Source organism: Actinomyces bouchesdurhonensis (assembly GCF_963540955.1).
Taxonomy (GTDB): domain Bacteria; phylum Actinomycetota; class Actinomycetes; order Actinomycetales; family Actinomycetaceae; genus Pauljensenia; species Pauljensenia bouchesdurhonensis.
Genome location: NZ_CAUTSL010000003.1, coordinates 61,940 through 80,666, shown reverse-complemented (window position 1 = coordinate 80,666; position 18,727 = coordinate 61,940). Strand labels below are relative to the sequence as shown.

The following is an 18,727-nucleotide window of genomic DNA, read 5'->3' as shown; positions in this document are numbered from 1 at the left end:
CAGAGCCATGGTGTCCTCCCGATGCGGTTACGCTTGGAAGTATGCCAACCCTCGTACTCGTTCGCCACGCGCAGGCCGCCTACAGCTACCCCGACCGCTCCCGTCCCCTCACCGAGGCCGGCGTCGACCAGGCCGCGCGCCTCGGAGCGACCCTCGCCCGCGAGGTCGGCACATTCAGCGTCGCCGTCTCCTCCGACGCCCAGCGCGCCCGCGAAACCTTCGCGGCGATCCTCACGCGCGCGGGCGCCGACGATGCCTGGTACGACCGCTCCATCTACGACGGCGGCGAGGAAGAAATCATCGAGCTGGCCCGAACCTTCACCGGGCAGGCCGGCCTGATCGTCGGGCACGAACCCGTCATCTCCTACGCCGGATACATCCTCGCCCGCCAGGAGGACCGAGGGGCAGCCGACAGGGGAGTGCCCACCGCCACTGCCCTCGTGCTGACATTCGACGGCACGTGGGAGGACCTCGCGCCAGGAACGTGCGCCATGCGGGTCTTCTACACCCCGACTACCCGATAGTCGACATGCCCCTGGGGAAAGGCCACGACCTCGTTGCCGTCCTGTGACGGTGTTTACGTTTGTTCGCGTGAGCGCCACACACCTGGAAGGCACCCCTCAACGCGATAGAATGTGCCGGTATCTATCCACCCAACAGGGAGAAGTGATGTCGGGACACTCTAAGTGGGCGACCACTAAGCACAAGAAGGCCGCCATTGACGCCAAGCGCGGCAAGCTCTTCGCGCGCCTCATCAAGAACATCGAGGTTGCAGCTCGCACGGGCGGCGGCGACCCCGCTGGTAACCCGACGCTGTACGACGCCATCCAGAAGGCAAAGAAGAACTCAGTTCCCGCCGACAACATCGACCGCGCCGTCAAGCGTGGCTCCGGTGCCGAGGCCGGTGGCGCCAACTACGAGACCATCATGTACGAGGGCTACGGCCCGAGCGGTGTGGCGTTCCTCGTCGAGTGTCTGACGGATAATCGTAATCGCGCCGCCTCCGACGTGCGCCTGGGTTTCACCCGCCACGGCGGCTCGCTGGCCGATCCGGGTTCGGTTTCCTACCTGTTCTCCCGCCGCGGTGTCGTCGAAGTGCCTGCCGCCGACGGTGTCGATGAGGAGGCCATCATGATGGCCGTCCTGGACGCCGGAGCCGAAGAGGTCGAGGATGCCGGCGAGCTTTTCATCATCGAGTCTGACCCAAAGGACGTCGTCGCTGTGCGCACCGCCCTGCAGGAGGCCGGCATCGATTACGATTCCGCTGAAGTCCAGTTCGTCGCTTCCACCGAGGTAGAGCTCGACCTTGAAGCTGCCCTCAAGGTCAACAAGCTTATCGACGTCCTCGAGGACTCCGACGATGTGCAGAACATCTACACGAACATGTCGCTGAGCGACGAGGTCCGCGCCCAACTAGAAGAACAGGAGTGAGCGTGAGCGATAACACACCGAAGCGTGAGGTCGGTACCCCGCAGGTCAAGCGTGGAATGGCACAGATGCTCAAGGGCGGCGTCATCATGGACGTCGTCACACCCGAGCAAGCCAAGATCGCCGAGGACGCTGGTGCCGTCGCCGTCATGGCACTTGAGCGCGTCCCCGCCGACATCCGCGCGCAGGGTGGCGTGGCCCGTATGTCCGACCCCGATCTGATCGAAGGCATCATCGAGGCCGTGTCGATCCCCGTCATGGCCAAGGCCCGCATCGGTCACTTCGTCGAGGCCCAAGTCCTGCAGTCCCTGGGTGTCGACTACATCGACGAGTCCGAGGTTCTCACTCCCGCTGACTACAGTCACCACATCGACAAGTGGAACTTCACCGTTCCCTTCGTGTGTGGTGCCACTAACCTCGGTGAGGCCCTGCGCCGCATCAACGAGGGCGCGGCCATGATCCGCTCCAAGGGCGAGGCCGGCACTGGCGACGTCTCCAACGCGACCACGCACATGCGCAAGATCCGCGACGAGATCCGCCACCTGACCTCCCTGCCCGAAGATGAACTCTACGTCGCGGCCAAGGAACTGCAGGCCCCATACGAACTCGTCGCCGAGGTCGCCCGCGAGGGACGTCTGCCCGTCGTGCTCTTCACGGCTGGCGGTATCGCCACCCCCGCCGACGCAGCCATGATGATGCAGCTGGGCGCTGAGGGCGTCTTCGTTGGTTCGGGCATCTTTAAGTCGGGTGACCCTGCCAAGCGTGCTGCCGCCATCGTCAAGGCCACGACCTTCTACGACGATCCGTCCGTCATCGCCGAGGTCTCGCGCGGCCTGGGTGAGGCCATGGTCGGCATTAACGTTGACGACCTGCCGGTCGATCACCGCCTCGCGGAGCGCGGATGGTGACCATCGGCGTTCTCGCCCTGCAGGGCGACGTCGCAGAGCACGTGCGGGCGCTGGAAAACTCCGGCGCCCGCGCGCTGCTAGTGCGCAGGCAGAGTGAACTCGAAGCAGTCGATGGCCTGGTCATCCCCGGCGGCGAATCGACGACCATGTCGAATTTGCTGCTCTCTTTTGACCTATTCGATGCGCTGGGTGCGCGCATTAGGGCCGGAATGCCCGTTTACGGGACGTGCGCGGGCATGATCATGCTCGCTTCCACCATTCTGGACGGACGCGAAGACCAGCGTTCCTTCGGCGCGCTTGACATGGTCGTTCGCCGCAACGCCTTTGGGCGCCAGGTGGACTCCTACGAGGAGGACCTGGACGTGACTGGTCTTCAGGGCGGTCCCTTCCACGCCGTCTTTATCCGTGCCCCATGGGTTGAGTCGGTGGGCGAGGGAGTCGAGGTCATTGCGCGCGCCGGTAACAGTGCCGACGGTCCGATCGTCGCGGTGCGCCGCGGTCGCATCATGGCGACGTCTTTCCACCCCGAGGTAGGTGGCGACGACCGTATCCACGGCCTCTTCGTCGACATGGTGGCCCGCGCCTGATGCGCGTGATGGGCATCGACCCTGGCCTGACGCGCTGCGGCCTCGGCGTCGTCGACGTCGATGAGTCGCGGCGCGCGAGCCTCGTCTACGTGGGCGTCGCGCGCACCGACAAGGACCTGGCCACGCACTTTCGCCTGCGCACTATCGCCGACGCGATAGACACCGTCATTGAGCAGTACCGGCCCGAGGTCGTCGCGATCGAGCGCGTGTTCGCGCAGGACAACCTACAGTCGGTGACGACGACCATGCAGGTGATGGGTGCGGCTATGACGTGCGTGGGCCGAGCATGCCTGCCGATGGCGGTCCATACACCGTCGGAAGTCAAATCCGCTGTATCCGGCAACGGAAACGCTGGCAAGGCCCAGGTGCAGACGATGGTCGCTCGCATTCTTGGCCTCGCCAAGGCACCCAAGCCCGCGGATGCCGCGGATGCGCTCGCGATCGCAATCACGCACGCATGGAGGGGGACCGGCCTGCTGGGAGCGCCCGAGGATTCCGCGGTCGCGATTTCGATCTCGGGTCGCCTGACGTCGCGCGGGTCTATGACCCCGGCGCAGCGGGCGTGGGCCGAGGCGCAGGCGGCGCAACGCCGAACAGGTGCCGTCGATCCGCGCCGGCGTCGCGGTTAGAATCGTACATATGTTCGCCCACGGTCTCGCGGGTGAGTGACCAGGGAAAGGACCGCAGTGATCTCGATTCTGCGCGGCATTGCCGTGAGCGTCGGACTCGACCATATCGATGTCGTGGTGGGAGGCATCGGCTTCCGCGTCCACGTGACCCCCGCCTTCGCGCAGGCGGCCCCGCGCGATGACGAGATCACCGTGTACACCTCGATGATCGTGCGCGAGGATTCGATGACGCTGTACGGCTTCGAGTCAGCAGACGAGCGCGACGTGTTCACCAGGCTCATGTCCGTGTCTGGTATCGGTCCCAAGATTGCGTTGGCGGCTCTCGCCGTGCTGCACCCAGATGAGCTTCGTCGCGCCGTGCGCGACCAGGACCTGGTAGCCCTCCAGCGCATCCCCGGAGTCGGCAAGAAGTCCGCCCAGCGCATGGCCCTCGAAATAGGTGACAAGCTGGGCACTCCTGCGAGTCTGCCCGAGGCAGCCCCCGCCCCCGCACCCAGTCAGGATGCGGTCGCCACCGAAGTCAGCGCCGCCCTCGTCGGCTTAGGCTGGTCCGAGGCGCAGGCCGCCAAGGCCATCGAGAAACTCGCGGGCAGCGGACTGGGAGCCTCCGATATGCTGCGTGCCGCGCTGGTCGCCTTGGGAGGCGGTCGTGGCTGAGCAGCCAGATATTGAGACGATGCGTATCGTCGCTCCGGATGCTGGCGAGCTGGAGCGCGCCGCCGAGGCGGCATTGCGCCCGAAGAAGCTCTCTGAGTTCGTTGGCCAGCGTGTTGTACGCGGCCAGCTCCAGCTTGTCCTGGACGCTGCGCGTATGCGCTCGGCGTCCCCCGATCATGTTCTGCTCGCAGGTCCACCGGGACTAGGCAAGACAACCCTCGCGATGATCATCGCCGCTGAGATGGGTACGTCTTTGCGCCTGACCTCCGGACCCGCGATTCAACACGCCGGTGACCTGGCCGCGATCCTGTCGGGCCTGCAGGAAGGCGACATCCTCTTTATCGACGAGATCCACCGCCTGGCGCGCACCGCCGAGGAGATGCTCTACCTTGCGATGGAAGACTTTCGCGTGGATGTGGTCGTGGGTAAAGGTCCCGGTGCAACATCCATCCCGCTGACCCTGCCACCTTTCACAGTCGTCGGTGCGACGACTCGTTCGGGCCTGCTGCCCGCGCCGCTGCGTGACCGCTTCGGCTTCACCGCCCACCTCGAGTTCTACGAAACCGAGGAACTCCAGTCGGTCGTCACGCGGTCGGCTTCTCTCCTGGGGTCGCCCATTGATGCGCGCGCCGCTCACGAGATTGCGTCTCGCTCGCGTGGGACTCCTCGCATCGCCAATCGCCTGCTGCGTCGCGTCGTCGACTACGCGCAAGTGCACGGTGATGGAACACTGACACTGGAGGCGGCGCGCGGCGCCCTGGAGCTTTTCGAGGTTGATCCCTCGGGACTCGATCGTCTGGACCGAGCCGTTCTCGATGCTGTGTGTCGTCGTTTTGCGGGGGGGCCGGTGGGCCTCACAACCCTGTCCGTCACCATAGGCGAAGAGGCAGAAACCGTCGAAACCGTCGCTGAACCCTATCTCGTGCGCGAAGGATTCCTGATACGAACCAATCGTGGACGCATGGCCACCCCGAAAGCCTGGGACCATCTGGGCCTGAACCCACCAACCCCCGTCGGATCACTCTTCGACTAGGGGAGCGGGCCTCGTCCACCGGTATGACACGAAGGCGTACACCTGATGACAGCGCACGAAGTGTCGGTTGATGCGCCGCGCCGCATGGACACCGCTTAGGCCAAAATCCTCCCTCGGCATTAGACTGGCAAGGTGCGCTCGACGCGCCCAACCGTCATCGAAAGTGAAACAGCCTTTATGAGCAACAACCTACCCTTCTACCTCATGGCCGCCGCCGCCATCTTGTTCATGGTGTGGACATCGCGCTCCCGCAAGAAGCAGATGGAGAAGATGGAGCAAGAGAAACGTGACCAGCTCGCCGCTGTTACCCCCGGAAAGTGGGTGCGTACCCGCGTCGGCTTCTGGGGTCGGTTCGTCGACCTGGACGGCGACATTGTTGTCCTGGAAACCAGCGATGGCCACGAGATGTACTGGGAGCGTGAAATGATCGCCGAAATTGGCGGCCAACCGCCCTTGGCCACGACTGAAGAAAGCGAGGCGGAGGAGACATCTGACGCCCCAGAGTCGGCGGACGAGGATGAGGCCGTCCTCGGGCTCGACGACACGGGCGCGCAGTCCTCGACCCAGGACTCCGACGAGCAGCAGAAGTAAGACAAGGCTGAACGGAAAGTAGAACCGTGGCATCTCATAAGCGACGCCCTGTGCGCGCGCTCGTGACGCTCATTGTCGCCATCGTGGCGGCATGCGCGGCGCTGGCGATCGGGCACTTCGTCAAGGGCGTATCACCGTACCCCGACCTGGCCCTTGACCTGAAGGGCGGTACTCAGCTGATCCTGACACCCACTGTGACGGCGGAGGGGCAGCGCGAGATCACCGACGACGATATTACCCAGGCGATTTCGATTATTCGTAATCGTATTGATGCCTCGGGTGTGTCCGAGTCCGAAATTTCCTCCATGGGTAACTCCAATATCATGGTGGCGATTCCGGGGACACCTTCACAGGAACAGCTCGATCTGATCCGTTCATCCTCACAGATGAACTTCCGCCCCGTGCTGCGCATCGGTGCGGCGCAGGGCAGTGTCCGTAACCCGCAAACCACGCAGGTCACGTCCGGCGATAATGTCAGCGGGCAGTCCGGCTCTCAGTCGGGTGACGAGGTCGTGGCGCAGTCGGGCGCTCAATCGGGAGCCGCGCAGAGCGGCGCTGAGAGCGGCGGACAGGAGGAAGCAACCGTTCAGTCGACTGCTCTCGACGAGGCGACCGCGATGAGTGTCGCCGACACGAATGGCGACGGCGTGCTCTCAGATGCTCCCGCGCAGACGCCCGACAACGCGTCTTCTCTGGAGTGGATCACCGAACAGGTGATGTATGACTTCCTCACACTCGATTGCTCGGCCTCAGCTGATGTGAAACATGTTGAAGGCTCGGCGGACAAGCCCTACGCCGCGTGTGACGATTCTGGTCAGGTCAAATACATCCTCGGCCCGGTCGCGGTTCCCGGCTCCGATCTGAAGTCTGCGACCTCGGGTCCTGTCCGTACCCAGACTGGGGGCGTGACTGGACAGTGGGCTGTCTCGTTGCAGTTCAACGACGCTGGAACCGAAAAGTTCAAGGACACCTCGTCGATCCTATACGGCTATCACGATTCCGATCCGCAAGGTTCGTCCTTCTACCAGGGGCGTCCCGACCGTAACTCTTTCGCCGTCGTTCTTGATGGGACGGTTATTACCGCCCCCTCAATGAACGCGATCATTCCGAACGGCCAGGCCGAGATCACCGGAAACTTCACGCCGCAGTCGGCGAAAGTCCTGGCCAATCAGCTCAGCTTCGGCTCGCTGCCTCTGAACTTCGAAGTCGAGTCCGAACAACAGATTTCCGCGACGATTGGCACCGACCACTTGACAATCGGTCTATGGGCTGCGTTGATTGGTTTCCTGCTGGTCATCATCTACCTGATCTGGCAGTATCGAGGCTTGGCCGTCATCTCCGCCGGCTCGCTCATCGTCGCCTCGATCATTACCTACTTGGTTATTGCACTGCTCTCGTGGGCGATGGGCTACCGCCTCTCGTTGGCCGGTGTTGCGGGTCTGATCATGGCAATCGGCGTGACCACCGACTCCTTCATCGTCTATTTTGAGCGAGTCCGCGACGAGGTACGCGATGGTCGCCCGCTGCGCGCAGCGGTTGAAGAAGGCTGGGATCGAGCCAAGCGTACGATTTTGGTCTCCGACGCGGTCAACCTGGTTGCAGCCGTCGTCCTCTACCTGCTTGCGGTGGGTGGTGTTCAGGGCTTCGCCTTTACGCTGGGTGTCACGACTGTTATCGACATTGCTGTGATCTTCCTTTTCACGCACCCGATGATGGAGCTGCTCATTCGCACGCGCTTCTTCGGTGAGGGTCACAAGTTCTCGGGCCTTGATCCTGAACACTTGGGTGCGAAGAACGCGCTCGTGTACGGGGGCCGCGGTCGCCTCGTCGCGCGCGGCGATTCGTCTGCTCGTGTGGAGGGCGAAGCCGGAGATGGCTTGTCGATCGCTGAGCGTCGCCGTGCGGCTCGTTTGGCCCAGCGTGAGGCCGAAAAGGCGGCATCCGCACCTGAAACGAGCGGTGCCACCGACGCAGTGACCCAGGAAGAGGAGAACTGACATGATGAGTTTTGCTCAGTGGGGTAATGCCCTGTACTCCGGCGACAAGTCCTACCGCGTCGTGCCCAACCGCAAGCGCTTCGTGGGGCTAGCTGCAGCGGTCATCGTCATCGGCTTCGCGCTGGTTGCGATCATGGGCCTGAACCGCTCCATCGAGTTCACGGGTGGATCCCAGTTCGATGTCGCTCACGTGAGTGACCAGAGCGAATCATTCGCCTCGCACACCGTGAGTTCGACAGGCCTCGTTGAGGGCGCTCCGAAGGTGACCCGCGTGGGTTCGGATTCCGTGCGTATCCAGACGACCTCGCTTGACTCAGCCCAGACCGCGCAGATGCGCGAAGCGCTGGCCAGCGCCTACGGCGTGGATACATCTGAGGTTCAGTCCTCGTCCATCGGCCCCTCATGGGGTTCATCGGTCACGACCAAGGCCGCCCAGTCTCTTGCCATCTTCATGGCACTTGTGGCCCTCCTGATGACCGCGTACTTCCGTTCGTGGAGGATGGCCGCATCGGCACTTCTCGCTCTCGTTCACGACATCGCGGTTACGGTCGGTGTGTTCGCCATTCTTCAGGTCGAGGTGTCCCCAGCCACGGTCATCGGCTTCCTGACGATCCTTGGCTATTCGCTTTACGATACGGTGGTTGTCTTCGATAAGGTTCGTGAACTCACCGCCGACGTGTACGATCAAAAGCATTACACTTTCGCCGAATACGTCAATCTTGCGGTCAATCAGACGATGGTCCGCTCGATCAACACCTCGGTTGTGGCGCTTCTGCCGGTCGGTTCCATTCTCATCATTGGTTCTGTCGCGTTGGGGCCGGGCACGCTGGTAGATATTTCGCTCGCCCTGTTCATCGGCATGATCGCGGGTACTTACTCGTCGATCTTTATTGCATCGCCGCTCCTCGTGACGTTCCAGGAGCTGTCGAGCAAGACCCGCGAACACAATGCGGCTGTCGAGCGCGAGCGCGCCAGCCGTCACACCACCGACAAGGCGTCCTCCCCGAAGGCACTTAAGGTGGCTCCGATTAAGCCCGGCAAGCGTCTGGGCAACGAGAATCAGCCTCACAGGAAGAAGACTCATCGATGATCGGTGAACTTGGTGAGCACATCGCCACCCTCGTGCAGGATAACCTGGTCGAGATCCCGGACTTTCCTGAGCCGGGCGTTCTATTCCGCGACATCACGGGCCTGTTTGCTAACGGACCGGCGTTCAAGGAACTCGTGGAGTTGATCGGTGCCCGTTACGCGGGCCGTATCGACACGGTGGCCGGCCTCGAGTCGCGTGGATTTATCCTCGGTGCACCCGTTGCCGCTGAGCTGGGCTTGGGCATGTTGACGATCCGTAAAGCGGGCAAGCTCCCCGGCGAGGTCATCGGCGTCGACTACTCGCTCGAATACGGCAGCGCCCGCATGGAAATCCGCCCTCAGACCGTGCGTGAAGGCCAGCGCGTCCTCATCATTGACGACGTTTTGGCCACCGGCGGAACAGCCCGCGCGGCGGTCGATCTGCTCAACCAGTGCGGAGCATCGGTTGAGGCTCTCGCCGTGTTGATGGAGTTGAAGGGGCTGAACGGTCGGAGCAAGTTGGAAAGCATCAACGTGGAGACCGCTCTGTACGTCTGAGCGTCCACGTCACGCATGCGAGCGGGTCCAGGGATCTACGTTGATTCCCGGACCCGCCTGCATGTCGCTATCATGTGGACATGAGCAGCGACGACACGACTTCAGGGTCCGCATTGCCTGCGGCGGTTTCTCGGGTGCGCTCCGGCCTGGTGTGGTTCGGTTCTCGCGGGCGCGCGACGATTCCCGAAATTGAACCTCTTGTTCGTGCTTTGCGCGCAAATCACCCGAAGGCTGACATCAGCGTGGTGGAACGGGCCTACCGCACAGCTGAGGAATGTCACCGGGGACAAATGCGCAAATCCGGGGAGCCGTATATCACTCACCCGGTGGCTGTGGCGACGATCCTCGCGGAAATGGGTATGACGACTCCGACGTTGGTCGCTGCGTTGCTCCATGACACCGTTGAAGACACGGATTACACCCTCGAGCAGCTCGCCGCTGACTTCGGTGAACCCATCGCGAACCTCGTCGATGGAGTTACCAAGCTGGACAAGGTGCGTTACGGTGCTGCCGCGCAATCCGAAACTTTGCGCAAGATGCTCGTTGCGATGAGCCGCGACATCCGGGTGCTGCTCATCAAGCTCGGCGATCGTCTCCATAACGCCCGGACGTGGCGCTTCGTCCCGGCCGCGTCGGCGGCGAAGAAGGCGAAGGAAACCCTTGAGATTTATGCTCCGCTGGCTCACCGCCTGGGCATGAATATGGTGAAGTGGGAGCTTGAGGAACTCTCTTTCAAAACTCTCTATCCGGAGATTTACGAGGAGATTGATCGGCTGGTCGCCGAACGAGCCCCTCAGCGCGAAGAATACCTGCGTGATGTCATCGACCAGATCGAGGAGGACCTGCGTCGCTCGGGGACAAAGGGCACGGTGAGTGGCCGTCCGAAGAGTCACTACTCGATCTACCAGAAGATGATTGTGCGCGGCAAGGCCTTCGATGAGGTGTTTGACCTGGTCGCGGTGCGCGTGCTGGTTGACTCGATCAAGGACTGTTACGGAGTTCTCGGCGCGTTGCATGGGCGTTGGAACCCGATCCCTGGCCGCTTCAAAGACTACATCGCGATGCCGAAGTTTAACCTGTATCAGTCGCTGCATACGACGGTGATCGGTCCAGGCGGCAAGCCCGTGGAAATCCAGATCCGCACCTTCGACATGCATGAGCGGGCCGAGCATGGTGTTGCTGCCCACTGGAAGTACAAGCAGAACCCGAATGCTTCGAGTGGCGACTCGGATCGTATGAGTTCCGAAGAACAAGCGAACTGGTTGCGCGCTCTTGTGGAAATGGAGCGTGAGACGGGGGACCCGGAGGAGTTCCTTGATTCGCTGCGCTACGAGATTGCGGGCGACGAGGTTTATGTGTTCACCCCCAAGGGTGAGGTTATCGTGCTGCCGGCGCGTGCCACTCCGGTGGACTTCGCCTACGCGGTCCATACGGAGGTTGGACACCGGACGGTGGGTGCGAAGGTGAACGGACGTCTGGTTTCGCTTGACACGCGCTTGGAGTCTGGTGAGACGGTCGAGGTCGTGACCTCAAAGTCCGATAAGGCGGGTCCTTCGCGTGATTGGTTGGCTTTTGTCGCCTCTCCGCGTGCTCGCTCGAAGATTAAGGCGTGGTTCTCCAAGGAACGCCGCGAGGAGGCAATTGAGTCGGGGAAGGAAGCGCTCGCCCGTGCGATGCGCAAGCAGAATCTTCCGTTGCAGCGCCTCATGAGTCATCAGTCGATCCTGTCGGTGGCTACATCCTTTGGCTATCCCGATGTGTCGGGCTTGTACGCGGCTGTGGGCGAGAACCATGTGTCTGCTCAGAGTGTGGTCAATAGGCTCGTTGACAACCTGGGAGGGGGAGATGGCACGGAGGAAACTCTCTCCGAGGGAGTGACTCCAGGGTCGGCGAAGCCGCGTTCGGAAGCATCGGGGGATAGTGCGATCACGGTGTCGGGCCTGAGTCCCAACGAGATTTGGGTGAAGCTCGCCAAGTGCTGTACGCCCGTTCCCGGCGATGCGATCGTCGGATTCATCACGCGTGGGCAGGGTGTTTCGGTGCACCGCAGGACGTGTGCGAACGCCGTGCGCCTGAGGCAGATTCAGCCGGAGCGTTTCGTTGACGTGTCATGGAATTCAGATGGCTCTTCTGCCCCGTTCCGCGTCCAGATCGAGGTGCGCGCACTCGACCGTGGCGGCCTACTGTCTGATCTGACGAAGGTTCTGTCGGATTATCGTGTCAATATTCTGGCTGCTTCCTTGAAGACGGACGGTGATCAGGTCGCGTCGGGTAACTTCTCATTCGAGCTTGCTGACCTGGCGCACCTTAACGCAGTGCTGTCGGCGTTGCGTCGGGTGGACGGGGTTTTTGAGGCGGTGCGTATCGGCGCCGTTTCATAGACGAGGCCGTGGTGCGCTCGCTCCAGAGAGCAGGCAACGGTGTTACATCCGTCCCCTTTTTTGGCGTTTTATGCCCATTTTGTCGTTAGATGTGACACACTAGCTTTGTGTGTCACATAGGCACACGACCGCGCCGGGCATTAGCCCTCGTCTGAGAAGGAATATCGTGACCGAAACGTCGATTCCGAACAACGAATCCACCCCTGAAGCTTCCACGGCTTCGCCCCAGGAGGCCCAGGCCTCGACGATCAGTGCGTCCCAGGTGCCCGAGCACCCCTTTGCGCGTATCGATGAGGATGGGACCGTCTACGTGAAGGACGGGGATGACGAGCGTGTCATCGGTGGCTTCCCGGAGGGTATCCCTTCTTCTCCTTTCGCTTTGTACGAGCGTCGCTATGCTGATCTTGAGGCGACAATCAAGCTTTTCGAGGACCGCCTCGCCTCTTTGAATCCGCGCGACATTGATCAGACCCTCGCGACGCTGCGCGAACAGGTTGTCTCACCGAACGTTATCGGGGACGTTCCGGCGCTGAGACGCCGCGTCGAGGCAGTCGAGAAGGCCGCTGAGGAACGTAAGGAAGTTGCCCGCGAGGAGCGCAAGGCCGCCAAGGCGCAGGCCCTGGCTGACCGCACCGCCGTCGTCGAGCGTGCTGAGGCAGTTGTCGCCCAGGATCCCGCCAAGACCCACTGGAAGCAATCGGGTCAGACCCTGCGTGACCTCCTGGAGGAGTGGAAGGCCTTGCAGCGTCGCGGTCCTCGCCTGGAAAAGTCCGTCGAGGACGAACTGTGGAAGCGTTTTTCCTCCGCTCGCACTCAGTTTGACCGTCACCGCCGTCAGTTCTTCTCTCAGCTTGATCAGGCTCAGTCCGAGGCCAAGCGAGTAAAGGAAGCATTGATTGCTGAAGCCGAGGCGTTGTCGTCTTCGGTGGATTGGTCGCGGACCGCCGGAGCCTACCGTGAGCTTATGAACCGCTGGAAGGCTGCCCCGCGTGCCTCGCGCAAGGAGGATGACGCGCTGTGGGCGCGTTTCCGCGCCGCCCAGCAGGTGTTCTTTGATGCGCGTCGCGCTAAGGACGAGGCTACGGACGCACAGTACCGAGAGAACCTCGTTGCGAAGGAAGCGATCCTGGCTGATGCTGAGAAGATCCTTCCAGTGACAGACATTGAGCGAGCTAAGGCTCAGCTGCGTCTTATTCAGGATCGCTGGGAAGAGGTCGGTCGTGTTCCCTCCTCCGATCTACATCGCGTTGAGGGACGTTTGCGTGCTGTTGAGGCCGCGGTTCGCGAAGCCGAAGAAAAGGAGTGGAGGCGCACGAACCCTGAGACACGCGCCCGCGCCGCCGGCATGGTGGGACAGCTTCAAGAACAGATCGCTCAACTCGAGCGTTCCCTCGCCGATGCGGAGTCAACGGGCGATAACAAGTCAGCTTCCGCTGTGCGTGAGACCCTCGAAACCAAGCGCGCGTGGCTCGCCCAGATCTCTTCGTCAATGGAGTGACATGCGTCTTCATGTGATTCCGTCGCCTTTCTACGCGGCGAATGGGCTTGTGCTCGTCCCTTCTGGGGCGGGCACAGCCCTTGTTGTCGACCCTTCCGCCGGTATCCAGCGCCTTATTCGCGAGGTGCTTGACTGCGAAGGGGTCAGTGTCGGTGCCGTGTTGTTGACCCATGGGCATCCGGATCACGTGTGGGACGCGGCCCAGGTGTCGACGTGGGGTGAGGCGGGCGTTCCCGTGCCCGTGTACCTGCCGGGGCCGGACATGTACCGTATGGATGATCCGGCTTCATTCTTGCCCATGGCGCCGCCCGACTTCGTTGGGGAGTGGGTCAAACCCATCTCCCTGCGCGAGATGCCTGCTGAGTCAATCGAGATTACTCCGGGTGTGTGTTTGCGCATGGTACCCGCGCCCGGTCACACCGAGGGTTCGGCGGTGTTCCTTGGACACAGCCCGTTGGACATTCGCGTGAGTAATCGGTCGTTCTTTGCCAGCGAGGATTCGGTGCCGTGGGCGCTGAGCGCGGACGTTGTATTCAAGGGCAGCGTTGGGCGCACCGATATGCCTGGCGGCGATGAAACACAAATGAGGCATTCGCTGCGCACTATTTCCAATGCGATTGACCCGACAACAGTTCTCATTCCCGGCCATGGTCCGGCTACAACGCTCGCGGATGAGATACGCTCAAATCAGTATTTGATCCGCGCTCGCCGCATCGGTTAGCGCCGCAACCACGCGATTTCAAGGATAACGTCATGGCTCGCACGTCTCTGTCTGGTTTCCCCGAATGGCTCCCCGAGGGACGCATCATTGAGATGCACGTCCTGGACGTGTTGCGTCGTGTCTTTGAACTCCACGGTTTCGTGGGAATCGAGACGCGCGCGGTCGAGACACTGGCACAGCTCGAGGCCAAGGGCGAGACTTCCAAGGAGATCTACGTCCTCGATCGCCTTCAGGCTCTCAAGGCTGCAGCGTCCGGACCACGCACGCTTAAGGACAAGGGCATGGGTCTGCACTTCGACCTGACTGTTCCCTTTGCTCGCTACGTCGTGGAGAACGCCAATGAGCTGGATTTTCCGTTCAAGCGCTACCAGATACAGAAGGTCTGGCGTGGCGAGCGTCCGCAGGAGGGGCGTTTCCGCGAGTTTACGCAGGCTGATATTGATGTTGTCGGCAATGGTGAGTTGCCATTCCATTTCGAGGTGGATCTGCCGCTCGTCATGGCGGAGGCGCTTAACAGTTTGCCGATTCCGCCGGTGCGCGTGCTCGTCAATAACCGCAAGGTTGTCCAGGGCGTGTGCGAATCGGTGGGTGTGAGTGATGTCGAGGCGGCGTTGCGCGGGCTGGATAAGATCGACAAGATCGGGTCCGCGGGTGTAGCTAGGGAGCTGTCTGAGTCGGGTATCAACGGCGATCAGGCCTCCGTCCTACTCCAGATGGCCCAGATTCGCACGTCTGATTCAGCTGAGGTGCGCGAACGCCTGGCTGCTCTGAGCGTGAGCGGAGAGCTGCTGGACCAGGGCCTGAACGAGCTTGCGGAGCTGCTCGACACCGCCAACAAGCGCATGCCGGGGGCGCTGGTCGCCGACCTGAAGATCGCGCGAGGCCTCGACTACTACACGGGAAGCGTCTACGAGTCCGAAATCGAGGGCCACGAGGACCTCGGCTCGATCTGCTCGGGCGGACGCTACGACTCTCTCGCGAAGGATGGAAAACGTACCTTTCCAGGCGTCGGCCTGTCCATCGGTGTCTCGCGCCTCGTCTCACGCATGATTTCTGCGCCTCTGGTGCGCGCTTCGCGTAAGGTTCCCACGGTCGTGGTCGTCGCTGTAACGAATGAGGAACAGCGCGAGCGGTCCGAGGAGATCGCAATGACGCTGCGCGGGCGCGGCATCTCGACCGACGTCGCCCCGAGCGCCGCCAAGTTCGGTAAGCAGATTAAGTTCGCAGATAAGCGTGGCATTCCTTTCGTTTGGTTCCCGGGTGATGACGGGAAGGCAGATACGGTGAAGGACATTCGAAGCGGCGAGCAGGTGGATGCCGATGCGGCGACGTGGGTTGTGCCCGCGGAGGATGTAGCTCCGTCGATTGAGAAGGTGATGGCCTGAGTGCCCACTACCGCCGTTGACGCAGCACGCGGTCTCGCGGGCGCGCTCGAGCATTCGCTCGAGGCGATGCCACAGGCTGCCCGCGGCGATGGCGAGCGTGCGCTGCGTCGTCTGCAGGATGTGGTTGTGCCACGCTTGGAGGATGCGCAAGCGCCCCTCCTCGTCGTGGTAGGGGGTTCAACGGGGGCAGGTAAGTCGACCCTCGTGAACTCGCTCCTAGACCGTGACGTCAGCAGGTCGGGCACACTTCGTCCAACGACGCGCCGCCCTGTCCTGGTGTGTTCGCTGCAGGCGCGTGCGTGGTTCATGTCGGATCGTGTGCTTCCGCGCTTGGCCAAGCACGAAGGCGGACAGGGAACGAGTCTCGATGCTGTGACCATCGTCGTGGACGACATGATGTGGCCGTCGATCGGCATCTTGGACGCCCCCGACATAGATTCGGTTGAGGAGGGTAACCGTCGGCTCGCCTCGGAGCTTCTCGACAGCGCTGACCTGTGGATTTTTGTTACGACTGCTGCTCGTTACGCGGACGCTGTCGCGTGGCGGCACCTGGAGGAGGCTGCCCGTCGGGGATTGCGCGTTGCAATCGTGCTCAACCGGGTGCCCGCGGGTGTCCAGGAGGAGATTCGCGCGGACCTGTCTTCGCTCGCTCAGCGCCGAGGCTTGGGGGAGGTTCCGATTATTGTGATTGCTGAGCAGGAGCTGACTCGCGGTCGGTTGCCTTTCGAAGCGATTGCTCCTGCGGGGGCGTTCTTACGCGGTATTGGCGATGATGCGCACGAGCGCGCGGCAATCGTTCGCAGTTCCCTTGCCGGAGCTGTTGCTTCTGCTCTGGAAGAAGCGTTCAGGGCATTGGATGAATCCCGCTTGGCGTTGAGTGCCGTCACGTCAGCTCGTGAGGGCATTGATCACCTGGTTGCATCGTGTGCGCGTGACGTTGCCTCCTCCTCGAGCGACGATGTGCTGCGCGGCGAGGTGAGCGCCCGCATCTCTGAGGTGTTGGGTTCGTGGGATATGACGCGCACTCTGGCCAGGGTGCTCGGTAGCGTGCGCGAGCGCATCATGGGTGCCGTGCGCGGCAGTGCCGCTCCCGAGGAACAAGTGCGTCGGGACCTTACCGGCGGGCTGGCTCAGCGCTTGAGCGATCAGTATCACCGCGCGTGGACTGAGGCTCTGCGTCTGGCCGAGCCGGTCGCCGCGATCGGCGAGTTCGAGGAGCTGTTGGACACTCAGGCGAGCCTTGAGCGTGCGCGCAGGACAGCGCAGGCCTGGACCAGCGAGGTCACGCAGATTGTGCGCGGCCAGGCGGAGTCCTCGCGCGTGACGGGTCGGCTCCTGGCCGGAGGAATCAACGTCGTGACGGTGTCGCTCATGGTCAGTGTTTTCGCGATGACGGGCGGTGTGACGGGCGTCGAGGTCGGCGTGGCGGGTGCTTCGGCCGCGCTGTCGCAGACGATTCTCGAATCGTATTTCGGTGAGCGCACGGTGCGTTCGCTCACCGTGCAGGCCCGTGAGGCCTTGGAATCGCTGGCGGCCAGTTCACTGGCGGAAGTCGTCGCTCCCATTGCCGCGGGGTTGGATCGCTCGCAGGAAAGGGAACGCATCGAGGCGCTCGCGTCGGCGCTCGACAAGGCACGGGAAGTGCTGACATGAGGCGCACAGCGACCTTTGTTGCGTCGGCAGCGACGCAACTCGACCAGATCGCGACGCTCGCCGCTTCCGACATTGAGCCGGCGACCCTGGCGCGGGTGCGCGAGCTCATCGACGTGACCTCTGAGCGCAGCGAGATGGATCCGACGTGGTGCGTGATCGGCATGCTCGGCGGTACGGGAGCGGGCAAGTCTTCTCTTGTTAATGCGCTCAGCGGGGGAGAGGTCGTACGTGCGGGCGTCCTGCGGCCGACCACAAATGAGGCGTGCGCTGTCTTGCCCAAGGGGCGCGAGCCGAAGGAGCTTCTCGAGTGGCTGGGCGTGCGATCTCGCGTCGACGCTCCCGGAGATCGTGCAGGCGATACCGTGATCATTGACCTGCCCGACATTGACTCGGTCATAGAATCGCACGGTGAGGTGGTCAGCCGTTTGGCATCGCGTGTTGATGCCCTTGTCGTCGTCGTTGATCCGCAGAAGTACGCGGATGCGTGCCTGCACGACGAGTGGTTGGCGCGTCTTGGTTCTTCTCACGCGTCCGTGACGGTTGCTCTTACCCACATCGATATGCTGGATGCTCCTTCGCGCGGCGCGATCGAGACGGACCTGCGTCGCGTCCTGGATGAACGCGGCCTGATGGACGCGCCCGTCGTGGCCGTGTCAGCAACCACAGGGGAGGGGATTGACGCGCTGCGCGCTCACCTGGCGAGCGAGGCTCGGCGCGTGTCACGGCAGGCGTTGCGCGCTCGGGCTGCACTCGCCGAGGCCGCTGTTCTCGTGCGTGATGCTATCGGATTAGAGGGGCCGATTCGCGGCATTGAGACAGAGGGAATGGCCACTGAATTGGCGAGCGCTGCCGCCGAGCTTGCGGGGGCACCGATCATTGCTGAGGCCGTGGCTGGGGCGACGCGACGCGCGTGCATTCGTGCGGGTGGGTGGCTTCCCTTGCGTTGGATGGCATGTATGGGCGCTGATCCTTTGCGACGCTTGCACCTGGGCGAGGAGGCGCGCGAGGAAAGCGCGACTACTCCGACGCTGCCTACACGTTCGGCTTTCGATGAAGCGGCCTTTGCAAATGCGGTTCGCAGTGAGGTCGCTGCGCGCTCGACGGGCAGGCCCGAGTCCTGGCGTCGCCGTCTCGTTGATCGCGCACTGGGCGGAGCGACGAAGGTTCCTCACAGCGCTCACCGTGAGGTGTCCGCACACTTGCGTGTGAGTTCGAGCGCGCCGGCACTTGCGAAGTATTTCGGTGCCATGCAGCTGATCGCATGGATAGTGTGTCTCATCGGCGGGGTCTGGATCCTGGCGATTCACCTCGGTCGGGCGGTACTCATCGATGTTTCTGTGCCCGCCCTCGGTCCCGTCCCGATGCCTACTGCGCTGATCGGCTGCGGCCTCGCGGTGACGGTGCTGTGTGCGTTTGTCAGCCGTGTCGCATCCGCTTGGGTAGCCTCACGTCGTCGGCGTGCGGTCATGGCGGATGTCAGGGCGCTGTGCCGTGACGAAGTTGATCGCCTTGTTGTCGCCCCACTGCGGGCGGAGGATACCCGTCAAGTTACGATTGCCTCGTTCGTGGCCCGTCTGCCCCTCAACCCGCGGGTGTGAAGCGGAACGCATCGGTGTGCGCGAACAGTGACGTC

17 protein-coding genes are annotated in these 18,727 nt (G+C 62.6%); all 17 read left to right on the top strand.

Annotation, left to right across the window (positions count from 1 at the left end; all coding sequences use genetic code 11):
• On the top strand, nt 1–524 hold a 524-nt coding region (locus RYL44_RS01170), incomplete at its 5' end, for a SixA phosphatase family protein (protein WP_314974833.1).
• Between the two features lie 145 nt (nt 525–669).
• On the top strand, nt 670–1,431 hold the full coding sequence (locus RYL44_RS01165; RefSeq protein WP_073983382.1) for a YebC/PmpR family DNA-binding transcriptional regulator: 762 nt from the start codon (nt 670–672) through the stop codon (nt 1,429–1,431).
• Entirely contained in the window at nt 1,428–2,336 is a 909-nt protein-coding gene (gene pdxS, locus RYL44_RS01160) for a pyridoxal 5'-phosphate synthase lyase subunit PdxS (RefSeq protein ID WP_390883761.1), read from the top strand. Before RYL44_RS01165 ends, pdxS begins: the two co-directional genes overlap by 4 nt.
• A complete protein-coding gene (pdxT, locus tag RYL44_RS01155; RefSeq protein ID WP_314974832.1) occupies nt 2,330–2,923 on the top strand; it encodes a pyridoxal 5'-phosphate synthase glutaminase subunit PdxT in 594 nt (197 codons plus the stop codon). The genes pdxS and pdxT overlap by 7 nt, the downstream gene beginning before the upstream one ends.
• A complete protein-coding gene (ruvC, locus tag RYL44_RS01150) occupies nt 2,923–3,552 on the top strand; it encodes a crossover junction endodeoxyribonuclease RuvC (RefSeq protein ID WP_314768466.1) in 630 nt (209 codons plus the stop codon). The genes pdxT and ruvC overlap by 1 nt, the downstream gene beginning before the upstream one ends.
• Nucleotides 3,553–3,609: 57 nt before the next feature.
• Nucleotides 3,610–4,209, top strand: a complete 600-nt coding sequence (gene ruvA / locus RYL44_RS01145; protein WP_314805395.1) for a Holliday junction branch migration protein RuvA — start codon at nt 3,610–3,612, stop codon at nt 4,207–4,209.
• A 19-nt stretch (nt 4,210–4,228) separates the two neighbouring features.
• The gene (ruvB, locus tag RYL44_RS01140) at nt 4,229–5,242 is read left to right on the top strand and encodes a Holliday junction branch migration DNA helicase RuvB (protein WP_129582534.1); all 1,014 of its coding nucleotides are present in this window, start codon (nt 4,229–4,231) and stop codon (nt 5,240–5,242) included.
• Between the two features lie 132 nt (nt 5,243–5,374).
• Nucleotides 5,375–5,833 carry a preprotein translocase subunit YajC gene (yajC, locus tag RYL44_RS01135; protein ID WP_314974831.1) on the top strand — a complete coding sequence of 153 codons (459 nt, stop codon included), beginning with the start codon at nt 5,375–5,377 and terminating at the stop codon, nt 5,831–5,833.
• Between the two features lie 26 nt (nt 5,834–5,859).
• Nucleotides 5,860–7,830, top strand: a complete 1,971-nt coding sequence (secD, locus tag RYL44_RS01130; protein ID WP_314974830.1) for a protein translocase subunit SecD — start codon at nt 5,860–5,862, stop codon at nt 7,828–7,830.
• Between the two features lies 1 nt (nt 7,831).
• On the top strand, nt 7,832–8,920 hold the full coding sequence (gene secF, locus RYL44_RS01125; protein WP_276738722.1) for a protein translocase subunit SecF: 1,089 nt from the start codon (nt 7,832–7,834) through the stop codon (nt 8,918–8,920).
• Nucleotides 8,917–9,456 (top strand): adenine phosphoribosyltransferase, encoded by a 540-nt coding sequence (locus RYL44_RS01120; RefSeq protein WP_073983373.1) that lies wholly within the window; start codon nt 8,917–8,919, stop codon nt 9,454–9,456. Before secF ends, RYL44_RS01120 begins: the two co-directional genes overlap by 4 nt.
• An 80-nt stretch (nt 9,457–9,536) precedes the next feature.
• On the top strand, nt 9,537–11,837 hold the full coding sequence (locus RYL44_RS01115) for a RelA/SpoT family protein (RefSeq protein ID WP_314974829.1): 2,301 nt from the start codon (nt 9,537–9,539) through the stop codon (nt 11,835–11,837).
• Nucleotides 11,838–12,003: 166 nt separating this feature from the next.
• Nucleotides 12,004–13,335, top strand: coding sequence for a DUF349 domain-containing protein (locus RYL44_RS01110; RefSeq protein WP_314974828.1), 1,332 nt, complete (start codon nt 12,004–12,006; stop codon nt 13,333–13,335).
• 1 nt (nt 13,336) lies between these two features.
• On the top strand, nt 13,337–14,056 hold the full coding sequence (locus RYL44_RS01105) for an MBL fold metallo-hydrolase (protein WP_073983371.1): 720 nt from the start codon (nt 13,337–13,339) through the stop codon (nt 14,054–14,056).
• Nucleotides 14,057–14,088: 32 nt separating this feature from the next.
• The gene (gene hisS, locus RYL44_RS01100) at nt 14,089–15,441 is read left to right on the top strand and encodes a histidine--tRNA ligase (RefSeq protein ID WP_276738724.1); all 1,353 of its coding nucleotides are present in this window, start codon (nt 14,089–14,091) and stop codon (nt 15,439–15,441) included.
• A complete protein-coding gene (locus RYL44_RS01095; protein WP_073983369.1) occupies nt 15,442–17,094 on the top strand; it encodes a GTPase family protein in 1,653 nt (550 codons plus the stop codon). It abuts the gene before it with no gap.
• Nucleotides 17,091–18,692: a GTPase gene (locus tag RYL44_RS01090; protein WP_314974827.1), complete on the top strand. Its 1,602-nt coding sequence runs from the start codon at nt 17,091–17,093 to the stop codon at nt 18,690–18,692. Before RYL44_RS01095 ends, RYL44_RS01090 begins: the two co-directional genes overlap by 4 nt.
• The last annotated feature ends 35 nt before the right edge of the window (nt 18,693–18,727 follow it).

What these genes read in the sequence shown, in the direction of transcription:
- RYL44_RS01105 (WP_073983371.1), top strand. Translation starts at nt 13,337, where the DNA reads ATGCGTCTTCATGTGATTCCGTCGCCTTTCTACGCGGCGAATGGGCTT.
- hisS (WP_276738724.1), top strand. Translation starts at nt 14,089, where the DNA reads ATGGCTCGCACGTCTCTGTCTGGTTTCCCCGAATGGCTCCCCGAGGGA.
- secF (WP_276738722.1), top strand. Translation starts at nt 7,832, where the DNA reads ATGATGAGTTTTGCTCAGTGGGGTAATGCCCTGTACTCCGGCGACAAG.
- ruvB (WP_129582534.1), top strand. Translation starts at nt 4,229, where the DNA reads ATGCGTATCGTCGCTCCGGATGCTGGCGAGCTGGAGCGCGCCGCCGAG.
- RYL44_RS01090 (WP_314974827.1), top strand. Translation starts at nt 17,091, where the DNA reads ATGAGGCGCACAGCGACCTTTGTTGCGTCGGCAGCGACGCAACTCGAC.
- RYL44_RS01120 (WP_073983373.1), top strand. Translation starts at nt 8,917, where the DNA reads ATGATCGGTGAACTTGGTGAGCACATCGCCACCCTCGTGCAGGATAAC.
- ruvC (WP_314768466.1), top strand. Translation starts at nt 2,923, where the DNA reads ATGCGCGTGATGGGCATCGACCCTGGCCTGACGCGCTGCGGCCTCGGC.
- RYL44_RS01115 (WP_314974829.1), top strand. Translation starts at nt 9,537, where the DNA reads ATGAGCAGCGACGACACGACTTCAGGGTCCGCATTGCCTGCGGCGGTT.
- pdxT (WP_314974832.1), top strand. Translation starts at nt 2,330, where the DNA reads ATGGTGACCATCGGCGTTCTCGCCCTGCAGGGCGACGTCGCAGAGCAC.
- RYL44_RS01165 (WP_073983382.1), top strand. Translation starts at nt 670, where the DNA reads ATGTCGGGACACTCTAAGTGGGCGACCACTAAGCACAAGAAGGCCGCC.